Below are 14,462 nucleotides of genomic sequence, written 5' to 3' on the forward strand. Positions count from 1 at the left end.
ATATGTTTGACTATGAAACACTCCGCCTCTTCACATGGGCGATCGTCGGTATACTGATCATCGGCTTTGCTATCGCGGACGGCTTCGATATGGGCGTCGCCGCGCTACTGCCTATTGCCGGAAGAAGTAATGTTGAACGTAGGATTATGATCAATAGCATCGCGCCACATTGGGACGGTAACCAAGTTTGGCTGATCACTGCGGGGGGAGCGATTTTCGCCATCTGGCCTGCCGTCTATGCTACGGCTTTCTCTGGTTTTTACTTGGCGCTGGTTCTGGTTCTTGCCGCGCTATGGTTACGCCCTATTGGCATGGATTATCGAAACAAAATTGACGACCCTAGATGGCGACGCGCTTGTGATATTGCTTTAACGGTCAGTGGTCTCGTACCACCTTTAGTATTTGGTATTGGCTTTGGTAATTTATTTGTAGGTCTGCCATTCGAGCTCAATGAATTGCTGATGATCAGTTATAAGGGCGGATTTTGGAGCTTGTTTACTCCACTCCCCATAGTGTGCGGTGTCGTCGCGATGGCCATGACTCTGCTTCAAGGAGCTACCTTCCTGCAACTAAAAACGGTGGGAGAGCTTAATGAAAGAGCGCGATCCATCGCAGTGTGGACCGCGTGTACCGCGCTGATTATGTTCGTTGTCGGTGGCGTCATCGCCAATGGCCAAGATGGCTATATCATCCAAAGCCTTATCGATACCAATGGCGTTTCAAACCCAGTAGGCAAAGAGGTCTCGGTTGTCAGCTATAATATGCTGCATAACTTTGTTCGATATCCTACGTTATTTATCGTACCCCTTGGGGCATGCGCTTTGCTACTTTTCTCGGCGCTGCTGTCCATGGCGAAGCGCGGTGGCTGGGCATTTTTGTGCTCGAGTCTGGCAATTCTAACCATCATATTGACCGCAGGCATTGCGCTGTTTCCAATGATTATTCCATCAAGTTTAGAACCTTCTCACAGCTTGACGTTGTGGGATGCCACATCAAGCTACAAAACGCTCAGCATCATCTCAGTGGTCGCCGTTGTGGTTGTCCCTGTAATCCTTGGATACACGACTTGGTGTTATTACAAGATGTTCGGCCGAATCGACAAGCAATTCATTGAAGACAACAGCACATCGCTGTACTAGGGAGATAAAACGTATGTGGTATATCTGTTGGGTTCTAGGTGTGTTGCTCGCATGCTCCTTCGGGGTCATCAATGCGATGTGGTTAGAGCAACGCAATAAAGAAGATATGGATGGTTAATCCATTGTCTGAAAAGACAAAAGCCCACGACAACGTGGGCTTTCTCGTTTGTCTACTTATTTTGTACGATTAGTTCATACGCGGTTGAATCAAGTTGAAGTTTGCTGGGATATTGCTATCTAGAACGCCCATAAACTTGTTCAGTACCGATTGGTCTCCGGTTACTTTTAACGCACCAGTAGCAAGGGCATCTTTTACTGTCAGTTTGTGGCTGATGATACCAAACAGCGTCATGTTATCGGCTTTGATCGTACCCATTGAATCTTGAGGGTGATAATCCAGCGCTGAGTTCATTACACCATTCTCGACTTCTACACCAAATGATTCTCCGTTTAATTCAAAATCAAAGGCAATTCGGCCTGCGTCTAATGACTTCTGAGGAACGATACGTGTTGCGAACACATCCATCATCAAATCAGAAGGAATGGCTTTAATCACATCTGGACCTGCTGAGTTCACAACTTGTGGCAACAAGTTATCGTTACGAAGCTCTTTTGCAGCCGTCAAGTACCAGTTGCGATTAAGCGCGGTTTCCTCTTGGAAGCCTAGTTGTTCAAACGCATCAGCCATCAAGTAATTGGCTTTCTTGTTGTCTTTGTTATACGACTCAATGTTGTTTAGCAGCTGAACAGTAAATGCATAATCTCCTTGTTGGTAGTAATCCAGCGCTTTCTCAATCACAACATCCTCGCCACCAAAGCTCTCAACATAACGCTTACCGGTATCTGCATCAGTGTGACGAGCTATTTCCACTGGGTTACCGTCGAACCAACCTAGGTTGTTAACGTAGGTAGCAATGACATTGTTTTCGAAGTTGCCGTAGTAATCTCGGTTGTTCCACTGTTTCATGATCGGGTCAGCGATTTCGATCTTCTTAGCAATATCTCTTGGACGATAACCGTAGTTAGCTAATCGAGTGGTTTGGTCGTTAATCGCTTTGTACAAATCACGCTGACCTTTCATGTAGTTAATGACTTCTTCGTTACCCCAAGTTGGCCATGTATGAGGGCCAAATAGCACTTTCGCACTGTCGTGCCATTCAACAATCGCATTATTGATGTATTTCGCCCATTTACCAGCGTCACGCGTTTTAGCGCCGCGCATCGTGTAAATGTTGTGTTGAAGGTGATTAACGTCTTCAGCCATAGAAACCGCACCCCAAGCTGGGATTTCGAAGACCATTTCCGATGGCGCTTCTGATTCAGGAACCAAACGGAAGTCGAATTGCAAACCATCAATGGTAACCGATTCTTTTTGCTTAGTGATTTCGTGAACCGTAGTTGGCAAGCCATTAGCACCCGCAGCCACCAGCGGACCTAGCGCTGCTGTGGTAATACCTTTTTCATTTTTCGGTAGCAGGAAGCCATATTGGTACACAGCACGACGACTCATAATGTTACCAAACAGTACGTTTTCACCTACGGCATGCTCAACAAAACCTTGTGGTACATATACTGGAATCTTGCCACTCGCAATATCTTCCTCAGATGCAAGACCTGACTTAATAACACCTTCAATGCCACCATAATGGTCGGTGTGAGAGTGTGAAATGATGATAGCTTTTAACGGACGGTTGCCTCGATGCTTCGCGTAAAGCTCATAAGCCGCTTTCATGGTTTCTGGTGAATATTCGATATCGTAAAGAATGATGCCGTTGTCCGTTTCGATGATGGTTAAGTTAGACACATCATTACCGCGTACCTGATAGATTTTGTTTGGTAGCACTTCGTACAAACCACCACGGTTTACCAACTGAGAGTGACGCCATAAGCTCGGGTTCACCGTATCTGGCGCTTGTTTACCTTGCACAAATTGCATTGCTGGCACATCAGCAATACCTTTGATGAATCCACCATTATCTAGGGGAGCAATAAAGCCGCGATCTACTTCTTCAAACGCTTTTTTATTGTTGAAGTCTAACTGCTTGTAAACCTCTTGGTTGGCCTTTGCCGTGTATGACGTTGCACCCTTTGAGTTAGCAGTGAAGTCATAACTATCTAATGGCGCGGCATTGAGTGCCTGGGCCATAACCATAGTAAGCGGAAGGAGTGTGAAGAGCGTTTTAGTTGACTGTTTCATGGATACCTCGTTCAAAATTATTTTGCTTTGTTAAGCTGACGAGGTGCATGTTAATCAAACCGATTCGCTTGAACGATAGTGCAGAATTTAGAAGTCGATTAAATATGATTCAGTTATTGAGATTTATCTTCAATTGTCTGATTGGCATACACTTTTTAGTATTAATAGAACTAAAAAAAGGCCCTCAGTAACTGAGGGCCATTTGATGTATTAACTATGCTAAATCACAAACATGGTGATTAGTCTAACTCGATTAGGTTCTTCTCAAATGCTTCATGCTGAGCTTGAACCGCTTTGTCTGGGCCACCAGTCATTGAGCTAACTACCATAATCGCAATCCAAGATAGGATAAACCCAGGAACGATTTCGTAGATATCGAAGATGCCGCCAGTTAGCTGTTTCCAAACTACGATAGTCACACCACCAACTAAAATACCCGCGATAGCGCCATTACGGTTCATACCAGACCAGTATAGGCTTAGTAGGATTGCAGGACCAAAGGCAGCACCGAACCCAGCCCACGCATAAGACACTAGTCCAAGTACCGAGCTGTCTGGAGTCATCGCAAGAACCAGTGCGATAATTGACAATAAGATAACACCGACACGACCTACCATCACTACTTGCTCAGATGTCGCATCTTTGTTGATGATTTGCTTATAGAAATCTTCTGCCAACGCCGACGAAGACACTAATAGCTGAGAATCCGCTGTACTCATAATAGCCGCGAGAATTGCAGCCAAAAGGATACCAGCGACTACTGGGTGGAATAGCGCATTAACTAGTAACATGAAGATTTTCTCACCATCTGCCAGTACATCGCCACCAGTGCCTGTAGTGTAAACCAGACCTACAACACCCACTAGCATTGCACCAAGCATAGACAACGCAGACCAAACGACAGCAATACGACGAGCAGTCGTTAAGTCTTTGTTTGAACGAGATGCTTTAAAACGCGCGAGGATGTGTGGCTGACCAAAGTAACCTAGACCCCATGCCACGAGAGAGATGATAGCGATTGCAGATAGCGGCTGGCCTTTCGTGTCATTCCATAGAGTAAGAAGCTCTGGGTTAATGGCTTCAAGATCAGACGTTAGCTGACCGAACCCACCTTGCATACCAATCACAGGAACAATCATCAGTGCCGCTGCCATCAATAGGCCCTGAACTAAGTCAGTCCAAGATACTGCTAGGAAGCCACCGAATAACGTGTACGAGACAACACATACCGTACCGATGATGACGGCAATGGTGTAATCCAAGCCAAATACTGTTTCAAACAGTTTACCACCTGCCACTAGACCAGAACTGGTATAGAAAAGGAAGAAAAGCAAAATGAAGAACGCAGATACAACCTGAATCACTTTTGAATTGTCGTTAAAACGACGAGACAAATATTCAGGCAGGGTCAGTGCGTCAGTAGTAATACTGTAAGTACGTAGTCGTTTTGCACAGATTAGCCAGTTTAGCCATGTACCTACCAGCAAGCCGCCAGCAAGCCAGAAAGCTTCAATACCTGCTGCATACGCATAGCCAGGAAGACCTAGCAGTAACCAGCCACTCATATCCGATGCACCTGCAGACAAAGCCGCTGGCCATGGTCCTAATGAACGACCACCTAGAAAGTAGTCGCTAGAATTGGCCGTGCGCTTGTAAGCAATCACACCGATAGCGAGCATCAACGCCAAATAAGCGATGAAAGTAGTTGTAATAGCGAAGCTATTTTGAATCATTATTATTTCCTCATCCTAGAATACAGCCTCCAACATAACGGTGATATTGGAGGCTGGTAGGGGTCCGTAACCTTATGTCACTAGCTACCAAGCTCAAGCAAAGTAGCGTTGCCCCCCACTGCTGTAATATTGATGGTTCTTGTTCTTTCTGTTATGAACCTCAACACGAGATTCGGATCGTGCGCCACAGGCAGCAGCGCCAAATCCGTCTCAGACACCAAAAGACCTATCGCTCCATCGCGATTAGCCAGTTGATGGTTAACCTGCCATTCAGTGTCTTTAGAGCCAACAAGACCAACCACTCGTACATCGAACTCGATAAAGGTGGAAGCTTCTTCTAAAGCCACAAATTGAACTAGGTTAGTAGGCAGTTGAGAACGCTCGACTGCCGATTTTAAAATTTGATTAAACTTGTCGTTACCAGAACAAACAATGACACCATTACCAGCGATAAGTGCTGCGGTAATTTGCGCCATTGCCGCGATCTTAGCTTGTGCTTCTTCGCTCTCTAGAACCACTAAAACCACACCACGCCCCGCCGCATAAAGCTCATTGGTTTCACCCGTTGGCCCTGGCATCACATGCGGGTTAGCTAATAACACGTTAGCTTGTTGAATATGGAAAGCCATCACGCTAGCGAGCGTAGCGTTCAGTTCATTCATATTACGCTGAGCAGAAAGTAAGCACTCACGTTGCTCAGCAAAATCACTAAGATTCCAACCTTCCCATGCTGTCAAAACATCGGAGAAAATAGTTGCGTTATTGACCATGATTTTTCTCCTTATTTCGCCGCTTGATTAGCGTTGGCGTTAATGACATCAGTAAAGCGATATAGGTAGTGTGGGCCACCTGCTTTTGGTCCAGTTCCGGAGAGACCCTGTCCTCCAAATGGCTGAACCCCTACCACCGCACCGACTTGATCACGGTTGATGTAGCAGTTCCCCACTCGAGCGTGTTTTTCCACCCACTCGTACGTCGATTCATTACGGCTGTGGACACCTAGCGTCAAGCCAAAGCCTGTAGAGTTAATGCTCTCAACCACTTTTGGTAGTTCAGATGCTTTGAAGCGGACGATATGGAGAATAGGACCGAAATGTTCTTCCGTTAGCACAGAGATATCAGAAATTTCAAACGCACAAGGCGGTACAAAATCCCCTTCTTGGCACTCAGCATCAAGCGACAGTTGCGCCACTTTGTTGCCTTGTTTTGCCATCGCATCAATATGTGCCAGTAGTTTTTGCTTCGCATTGGCATCAATTACTGGGCCCACATCGGTAGCATGCAGATATGGCAAGCCCACTTTAAGCTCATCCATTGCGCCTTGAATCAGGTTAATAACACGCTCCGCAATATCCTCTTGAATAAACAGAACACGCAATGCAGAACAGCGCTGTCCGGCAGAAGCGAAGGCAGAGCGAACAACATCGCGAACGACTTGCTCAGGCAGTGCAGTCGAGTCAACAATCATCGCATTTTGACCGCCGGTCTCTGCAATAAATGGTACTGGCGCAACTTGACGTGCTGCAAGCGTGCTATTGATGCGCTGGGCCGTTGGCGTAGAGCCAGTGAAGGCAACACCAGCAATCGCTGGGTGCGAGGTTAACGCCTGACCTACATCAGCACCGCGTCCTGTAATCAGTTGAATCGCATCAGCAGGGAAGCCTGCTTCAAGCATTAACTCAACAGCACGTACAGCGATAAGAGAAGTTTGCTCCGCAGGTTTAGCCACAACGGTATTACCCGCAACCAATGCTGCCGTGACCTGACCTAGGAAAATCGCCAGTGGGAAGTTCCACGGACTAATACAAACAAACACACCTCGTCCGCCGCGTGTCAATGTTTTTGACTGACCGTCAAAGCCAAGTACCGATTGCGTTTCAAAAATATGTGGTTGTTTCGCATAGTAACGACAGAAATCGACCGCTTCGCGCACTTCATCAATACTGTCGTGAATGGTCTTACCCGCTTCCTGATGGCAAATCGCCACCAACTCATGCAGATTTTCTTCTAGCTTGTCTGCCAGTGTTAGTAAGCACTGACCACGCTCAACATATGGCGTCTGCGACCAACTAGTGAAACCTTGCTCTGCTACTCGGATAGCTTCGGAAACATGATCAAGGTTAGCCATAGCCACTTGCCCCACGACAAGACGGCGATCATAAGGCGCAGTGATCGTATCAACGTTAGCACCTTCCTTGATCATGCTTTCGTATTGCGATTGACCATTAATGATCGGAGCACCTTGCCACTGCTTAGCTCGGAACACTTCAACTTTGTGCTCGTAGTCTTTCACTTCGCTCTCAATATCAACGTTCACACCCACGGAGTTTTTACGATCGGCAAAAATAGCGGGAGGTAGATCGATATTAGCGTTGTGTAGGGTGTCATTGGCAAGCAATGCATCTACCGGATGAACAGTTAAGCTGTCAACAGGACAACGCGCATCAACAAGGCGGTGGACGAAGCTGCTGTTTGCACCGTTTTCCAGCAGACGACGCACTAGGTATGGCAGCAAGTCTTTGTGACTACCCACTGGTGCGTAGATTCGTACTGGCTGTTTATGCGTATCCATCACATGGTCATAAAGTGAATCACCCATACCATGTAAACGCTGGAATTCGTAATCGGTGTGCTGAGCCATTGTCGCAATGGCCGTCACTGTGTGTGCATTGTGACTCGCAAACTGCGGGAAAATATTGCCACGCACGTTTTCACTCAATAGGAATCGAGCACACGCTAGGTATGCAACATCGGTCGCTTCTTTACGGGTATAGACAGGGTACGCATCATAGCCCGCTTGCTGAGACCATTTGATTTCGCTGTCCCAATACGCACCTTTCACTAAGCGGAGTGGAATCAGGTCGCCTTGCTGCTTCGCTAAAGCGTTAACCCAAACCAAAACAGGAAGTGCACGCTTAGAATAAGCCTGGATCACCAGACCAAACTTGCCCCACCCTTTAGCCACGTCGCTACGATACACTTTCTCAAATAATTTAAGTGATAGCTCAAGACGGTCAGCTTCTTCCGCATCAATCGTAATCGCCACATCCAGCTCTCGCGCTCGAGTGAGAAGCTGAGTTAACGTATCGCAAAGCTCAGTCAGCACACGCTCTTCGTTAGCGACTTCGTAACGAGGGTGAAGTGCCGACAGCTTGATTGAAACTGATGGTGCTGGACTAGTATCTAAGCCGTATTTATCACTGCCTACTGCTTCGATCGCCATCAGGTAGTCTTTGAAATACTTGTCAGCATCAGATTTAGTGAGCGCCGCTTCACCTAGCATGTCATAAGAGTAGGTAAAACCGCGATCACGCATCTTTTTGCCATTCTTCTGAGCTTCACCAATGCTGCGGCCCAAAACAAACTGATGCCCCATGATCTTCATGGCCTGATACATGGCTTTACGAATCACAGGCTCTGAGAACTTGTTGACTAAACGGTTCACTGCTTTTGCTGGGCTTTGTGATTCAGACTCAGCAAGCCCGACAACTTTGCCCGTCAGCATAAGACCCCATGTTGACGCATTGACAAACACAGAGTCAGAATTTTTCAGGTGAGATTTCCAATCAGCGACACTCAGTTTGTCGCGAATAAGCGCATCAGCCGTTGCAGAATCAGGAATGCGCATTAACGCTTCTGCTAAACACATCAGCAAAATGCCTTCTTGAGTATCTAAACTGTACTCAAGCAGCAAAGCATCAATCATTTGAATGGCATTTTTATCGGCACGGATGGCTTCGATAAGCTCGGTGGTTTTCTGTGGGATTTGCTGGGCTTCATCGCCTTGCGGCGTCGCCAGAGGTAAAAGCTGTTTCAACCATTGAGACTCATCCACCATGTAAAGTGGAGAGATCAGTGACCAGAGCTGTTCAAGCGGCTGCTCGACAAACTCCGTTTTTAGCACATCTGTTGCTGTAAACATGTGTGTTCCTCAATCTCTACTCAGTCGAAAAAGACGACTGGACTACTACAATGGCAGGCAGTGTATTTTGAGTGTTAAGGAATTACTTGTCAAAAACTCCGAGCTTTTTGCTGTTTTCTACGCTTATTAACAAAATTAATACAAGGTCACATCGAGTTAGACAAAATGAGCCGTTACAATCTGCAACCAAATTAACATATTGTTTCGTTCTCGCTAAACATTCCCCTCAGTTTTAAAACACAAAAAAGGGATGCACATAGGCACCCCTTCATAATCACCAATGAGAAACGGAGGTTATGACAAATCTTCACCGTTGGATTCAATCACTTTTTTGTACCAGAAGAACGACTTCTTACGAGAACGCTTCAACGTACCATTACCTTTGTTGTCACGGTCAACGTAGATAAAACCATAGCGTTTACTCATTTCTCCAGTGGATGCGGCGACCAAATCAATGCACCCCCAAGGCGTATACCCCATCAAAGGCACACCATCTTCAATGGCCTCTCCCATCGCTTTGATATGAGCGCGCAGATAGTCGATGCGATAGTCATCGTTAATCTCGCCATTCGCTTCCACCACATCTTTGGCTCCAAGGCCATTTTCTACTAAAAACAACGGCTTCTGGTAACGATCATAAAGGGTATTCATGGCGATACGCAAACCGAGAGGGTCAATAACCCAGCCCCAATCGCTTGCTTCAAGGTGTGGATTGCGAACCGACTTCACGACATTGGCTTCACTGGTGTTGCCTTTATTCATATCAGCGGAAGCGCAGCGAGAGGCGTAGTAACTAAAAGAAATAAAGTCCACAGTGTGCTTTAGAATCTCCAAGTCGCCGTCATGAATCTCAAGTTCTACACCTTTATCGCGGAACGTTCTTTGAGCATAAGATGGGTAATAGCCTCTGGCTTGGACATCAATAAAGAATAGATTCTCTCGATCTTTATCAAGCGCCATTTTGACATCTTCAGGTTTGCAGGAGTACGGATAGAAGTTGCCACCCGCTAACATGCAACCCACTTGGTTATCAGGGTTAATCTCATGGGCGATTTTGGTCACTAGAGCACTTGCCACAAGCTCATGGTGCGCCGCTTGATATTTCACCTGCTCTTTGTTCTCACCTTCTTTAAATAGCAGGCCAGCACCAGAGAATGGACTTGCTAGCAAGATGTTGATTTCATTAAATGTGAGCCAGTACTTAACCAAACCATCAAATGCTTCAAAACAAGTGCAAGCATAACGCTCAAAAAAACCAATCATTTCACGACTGCGCCACGAACCATATGTGTTTACCAAGTGCATTGGCACGTCGAAATGGCATAAGGTAACAAGAGGTTCAATACCATGCTTCTGACATTCACGGAACAGATCTTGGTAGTAAGCAATCCCTTCTTGATTAGGTTCTAGCTCATCGCCTTTAGGGAAAATTCTTGCCCAAGCAATAGAAGTCCGGAACACTTTGAAGCCCATTTCCGCTAATAGCGCGACGTCTTCTTTATAGCGATGATAGAAATCGATAGCTCCATGACTTGGATAAAATTCCGATTCATCGAGCGCTACTTGCTCACGTAGACCCAGCTTAATAGGCATACGATTGTCACCGTACGGAATCATATCGACCGTAGTTAGGCCTTTACCGCCCTCTAGATGCCCACCCTCAGCTTGGTTAGCAGCGATAGCTCCGCCCCATAAAAAGTTCTCTGGAAATACCGACATTGTTACCCCTCAAATAGTACATCGTGAACCGATGAGCTAGCATTTTATCAACACTATGCCAGCCTCATTTCGGCTGTAATTAAGTTTTTTAACTGGATGTGCTCTTGTTCACAACATTAAAAGTTACCGGTATCATGTTACCAGTAACATCGATAATATGAAGTCCAGTTTGTGAATTAATTGAATTGTGCGGATTGGATCAAATTTTGATTCGTGAGGAGGGAACTTGGGGAAGTGCATTATTGTTATGGGAGTTTCTGGCTCAGGTAAGAGCACAGTAGGCAAAGGGATTGCCGATGTATTAGGCGCAAAGTTTATCGATGGCGATGATCTTCACCCGAGAAGCAATATCGACAAAATGGCCGCAGGCATACCGCTGAGTGATGATGACAGAGCGCCATGGTTGACGCGTATTAACGATGCCGCGTACAGCCTAGGATGCAAGAATGAGCATGGTGTTATTGTTTGCTCTGCACTTAAAAAAGGGTACCGCGACACATTAAGACTTGGCAACAATAACCTTATCTTTGTGTTCCTAGATGGAGAGTTTGAACTCATTCGACAACGTGTCGAACAACGAGGAGGGCATTTTATGAAAGGCTCCCTCCTGCGAAGTCAGTTTGAAGCTCTAGAACGCCCTGATTGTGAACTGGATGTCTTGACTGTACCTATCGACATGCCACTAGAACGTGTGATTCAGACCGCCGTTCGTGATATCCGCAGCCAATTATCTAATGCCACGCTTGAGGTTGTATCATGACTCATACAACCTTACTGGCCGTTACGCAGCGTATCGAGCAGCGCAGTGAAAAATTAAGACAACAATATTTAGCGAATATTGCGAAGCAAAAACTAGCAGGCAAAGGGCGCTCGCAACTCTCGTGCGGCAACCTTGCACACGCCGTGGCTGCAGCGTGCGATGCGGACAAACAGTCCTTACTCAACAACACCAGCGCCAACTTGGCTATCATCTCGTCATACAACGACATGTTGAGCGCTCATAAGCCCTATGAGGGTTATCCGGAACTCATCCAACAAGCGTTAAGTCCGTTAGGCCATACCTCGCAAGTCGCGGGCTGTGTTCCCGCAATGTGCGACGGAGTCACACAAGGACAGCCGGGTATGGATATGTCGCTGTTTTCACGCGATCTTATCGCCCAAAGCACCGCCTTCTCACTCAGCCACAATATGTTTGATGGTAACTTACTGCTTGGTATTTGCGACAAGATAGCGCCCGGTCAATTAATGGGCGCGCTGGCGTATGGCCATCTTCCCACTGCGTTTATTCCCGCAGGTCCAATGGCAACGGGAATCTCTAATGAAGAGAAGGTCACGATTCGCCAACAGCACGCCGCTGGAGAGCTTGGTAAAGATTCGCTGCTAGAAATGGAATGTCGTGCTTACCACAGCAGTGGTACCTGTACCTTCTTTGGCACCGCCAATACCAATCAATTAGTGTTTGAAGCCATGGGGTTAATGCTACCCGGCAGCGCGTTTGTACCACCAGATTCCCCGCTGCGAACAGCATTAACACAAGATGCCGCGAAGCGAATCGCCAGTAGCATTGCAGGTTCAGCAAACTATCGCCCATTGTGTGACGTAGTCTCAGCAAAAAACTTGATTAACGGTGTGGTAGCCCTACTCGCTTCTGGTGGTAGCACGAATCACAGCATTCATATGATTGCCGTCGCCCGAGCTGCAGGCTTGCTACTAACTTGGCAAGACATCAACGATCTTTCCGACATCGTACCTCTGGTCGTCAATATTTACCCGAATGGCACCAGTGATATCAATGCATTTCATGCAGCGGGCGGTGTCCCTGCTCTATTAACCAGACTCAACCAGCAAGGGTTACTGCATCGCGATACCGTGACGGCATTTGGCCATTTTGAAGATCAGCTTTGCTACCCAGAATTAGACACTCAATCTGATGATCAGGTCCTCACTTGGTTACGCTCTAATGGGACGAAAAACCCTGAGGTCATTGCTAATGACAAGCAGTATTACCAAAAAACGGGCGGGTTAAAGCAAGTATCAGGTAACTTAGGGCAAGCTATCGTTAAAGTGTCGGCGGTAAAACCAGAGCACCAGATTATCGAAGCACCAGCCAAAGTATTTAACGATCAGAGTCAAGTGGAAGCAGCCTATCAGCGAGGCGAACTCGAGTGCGACTGCGTGGTCGTCGTGCGTTTTAATGGCCCAGCAGCTAACGGCATGCCTGAGCTGCATAAATTGATGCCATTGCTTGGTAATATCCAAAATAAAGGTTTTAACGTCGCCTTGGTGACCGATGGTCGGCTGTCTGGCGCGTCAGGGAAAATCCCCGCAGCGATTCATGTATCGCCAGAAGCCCTGCGAGGTGGAAACATTGCACGTATACAAGATGGCGATAGGGTTCGATTAGATTGCCACCGTGGAGAACTCAAAGTATTCGAAGGTATCGAGAGTCGCCCTCTAGAGGCTCATGATGCCGAAATCCATCAACAGACTTGGGGCAGAGATCTGTTTGCAACTTGTCGCCAGAACGTCTCAGCAGCAGACCGAGGAGCGAGTTTCCTCTTTGCCGACTAAACCATGTTGACCCCGCGAGCCTACCCCCGAGTTTTCATTAAGGCGAGATTCTGAGTTAGAGACTCTCTCCCTCAGTAATCGTAAAGCCCATATCAAAAACTTTTTGCTCGCTTGGGGCTCCTGATAGCGCCGATAGTAATAACTCGGCGCTCTTTTTTCCAATCTCAAATCGTGGTGTATCAATACTTGCCAAGGTTGGGCTAATCACTTTACCCATATCCAGAGCGTTAAAACCAACGACGCTAATATCCTCAGGAACTCGTTGTTGCTTAGCACGACACGCCATAATAGTACCAATCGCAATATCATCGTTGGTGCAGAATACGCCATCAAGCTCTGGTTGAATTAGCAGAGCTTTGTCGAGCAAAGTACTACCCAAAGCAAAACTAGAGTGCTCTTTGGTTAATACGTGTAGAGGTTCCAGCCCTGCCTCAGTGACCGCTTTATCATAGCCGTGCATACGTAGCTGAGTTCGGGTATCTAGGCGAGCACCAAAATAAGCGATATTGCGCTTACCTTTGGCTATCATTTGCGTCACCACTTCATAAGCCGCCTGCATATGGTCCAAACCGACCGCCATATCAATAGGATTAACCGGTAAATCCATGGCTTCTACCACAGGAATACCTGCGGTTTTTATCATTTGCAGCGTGCGCTCGGTATGATTGGTGTCCGTCAAAATTAGGCCATCTACTTGATAAGAAAGAAAAGATTCGATTTTCTTTTCTTCCACATCACGATCGTAGCTGTAGTGAGCGATCAAGGTATCGTAACCATTGAGGTTAGTCACATGCTCAACACCTTGCGCGAAGCTAGAAAATACTTGGTTAGACAATGAAGGCAACAGTATACCAATCGCTTTACTCGACGATTTCGACAGCATCGCAGGCGTTCTATTATGGATATATCCTAGCTCTTCAACCACTTGAGCGATTTTATCGCGAGTCGCTTGGGCGACCGAATCTGGATTGCGCATGTAGCGACTTACCGTCATTTTAGTGATACCCACTCTATCAGCAATATCTTGCAAAGTTGGGCGTGAACGTTTTGCTTCCATAGTCATTCAACGAATTCTCAAGTAGTAGTGAATGTTACTGTAACATTTTTGCTGTTAATGAACTAACGGTTATCCAAATCTCTAGGTAGGGACGGTTGAAGAATAACGATTTTTATATCAGATT

General features: G+C 46.6%; 10 protein-coding genes. 4 read left to right on the plus strand and 6 right to left on the minus strand.

Annotated features, from left to right (window positions below; all coding sequences use genetic code 11):
• Positions 1 to 2 precede the first annotated feature (2 nt).
• A complete protein-coding gene (gene cydB / locus OH456_RS24390; protein WP_270034379.1) occupies positions 3 to 1,139 on the plus strand; it encodes a cytochrome d ubiquinol oxidase subunit II in 1,137 nt (378 codons plus the stop codon).
• Positions 1,140 to 1,152: 13 nt separating this feature from the next.
• A complete protein-coding gene (cydX, locus tag OH456_RS24395) occupies positions 1,153 to 1,257 on the plus strand; it encodes a cytochrome bd-I oxidase subunit CydX (protein WP_006069674.1) in 105 nt (34 codons plus the stop codon).
• Positions 1,258 to 1,326: 69 nt separating this feature from the next.
• Here the strand turns inward: cydX and OH456_RS24400 are convergent, their stop codons facing one another.
• From OH456_RS24400 to OH456_RS24420, 5 genes are all read right to left on the minus strand, one after another.
• On the minus strand, positions 1,327 to 3,336 hold the full coding sequence (locus OH456_RS24400; RefSeq protein ID WP_006069675.1) for an alkyl/aryl-sulfatase: 2,010 nt from the start codon (positions 3,334 to 3,336) through the stop codon (positions 1,327 to 1,329).
• Between the two features lie 239 nt (positions 3,337 to 3,575).
• Positions 3,576 to 5,069, minus strand: a complete 1,494-nt coding sequence (gene putP / locus OH456_RS24405) for a sodium/proline symporter PutP (protein WP_006069676.1) — start codon at positions 5,067 to 5,069, stop codon at positions 3,576 to 3,578.
• Positions 5,070 to 5,149: 80 nt separating this feature from the next.
• The gene (locus OH456_RS24410; protein WP_038227657.1) at positions 5,150 to 5,839 is read right to left on the minus strand and encodes a 1-pyrroline-5-carboxylate dehydrogenase; all 690 of its coding nucleotides are present in this window, start codon (positions 5,837 to 5,839) and stop codon (positions 5,150 to 5,152) included.
• Between the two features lie 11 nt (positions 5,840 to 5,850).
• Complete coding sequence (gene putA / locus OH456_RS24415; protein WP_270034380.1) at positions 5,851 to 8,991, minus strand: bifunctional proline dehydrogenase/L-glutamate gamma-semialdehyde dehydrogenase PutA; 3,141 nt, start codon at positions 8,989 to 8,991, stop codon at positions 5,851 to 5,853.
• Positions 8,992 to 9,285: 294 nt separating this feature from the next.
• Entirely contained in the window at positions 9,286 to 10,710 is a 1,425-nt protein-coding gene (locus OH456_RS24420) for a 6-phospho-beta-glucosidase (RefSeq protein ID WP_270034381.1), read from the minus strand.
• 247 nt (positions 10,711 to 10,957) lie between these two features.
• Between OH456_RS24420 and OH456_RS24425 the strand changes: the two genes are divergently transcribed.
• Together OH456_RS24425 and edd are read left to right on the plus strand one after the other, a co-directional pair.
• Positions 10,958 to 11,470: a gluconokinase gene (locus tag OH456_RS24425; RefSeq protein WP_006069680.1), complete on the plus strand. Its 513-nt coding sequence runs from the start codon at positions 10,958 to 10,960 to the stop codon at positions 11,468 to 11,470.
• Complete coding sequence (edd, locus tag OH456_RS24430; protein WP_270034382.1) at positions 11,467 to 13,281, plus strand: phosphogluconate dehydratase; 1,815 nt, start codon at positions 11,467 to 11,469, stop codon at positions 13,279 to 13,281. The genes OH456_RS24425 and edd overlap by 4 nt, the downstream gene beginning before the upstream one ends.
• Positions 13,282 to 13,336: 55 nt before the next feature.
• Here edd and OH456_RS24435 read toward each other — a convergent pair whose 3' ends face one another.
• Entirely contained in the window at positions 13,337 to 14,344 is a 1,008-nt protein-coding gene (locus OH456_RS24435) for a substrate-binding domain-containing protein (RefSeq protein ID WP_006069682.1), read from the minus strand.
• Positions 14,345 to 14,462 lie beyond the last annotated feature (118 nt).

Source organism: Vibrio sp. La 4.2.2, assembly GCF_027586995.1.
GTDB lineage: Bacteria > Pseudomonadota > Gammaproteobacteria > Enterobacterales > Vibrionaceae > Vibrio > Vibrio mediterranei.

Bases quoted from the DNA above. Each gene is read 5' to 3' on its own strand.
- OH456_RS24435 (WP_006069682.1), bottom strand. From the start codon at position 14,344: ATGACTATGGAAGCAAAACGTTCACGCCCAACTTTGCAAGATATTGCT.
- edd (WP_270034382.1), top strand. From the start codon at position 11,467: ATGACTCATACAACCTTACTGGCCGTTACGCAGCGTATCGAGCAGCGC.
- OH456_RS24410 (WP_038227657.1), bottom strand. From the start codon at position 5,839: ATGGTCAATAACGCAACTATTTTCTCCGATGTTTTGACAGCATGGGAA.
- putP (WP_006069676.1), bottom strand. From the start codon at position 5,069: ATGATTCAAAATAGCTTCGCTATTACAACTACTTTCATCGCTTATTTG.
- OH456_RS24400 (WP_006069675.1), bottom strand. From the start codon at position 3,336: ATGAAACAGTCAACTAAAACGCTCTTCACACTCCTTCCGCTTACTATG.
- OH456_RS24420 (WP_270034381.1), bottom strand. From the start codon at position 10,710: ATGTCGGTATTTCCAGAGAACTTTTTATGGGGCGGAGCTATCGCTGCT.
- putA (WP_270034380.1), bottom strand. From the start codon at position 8,991: ATGTTTACAGCAACAGATGTGCTAAAAACGGAGTTTGTCGAGCAGCCG.
- cydX (WP_006069674.1), top strand. From the start codon at position 1,153: ATGTGGTATATCTGTTGGGTTCTAGGTGTGTTGCTCGCATGCTCCTTC.
- OH456_RS24425 (WP_006069680.1), top strand. From the start codon at position 10,958: ATGGGAGTTTCTGGCTCAGGTAAGAGCACAGTAGGCAAAGGGATTGCC.
- cydB (WP_270034379.1), top strand. From the start codon at position 3: ATGTTTGACTATGAAACACTCCGCCTCTTCACATGGGCGATCGTCGGT.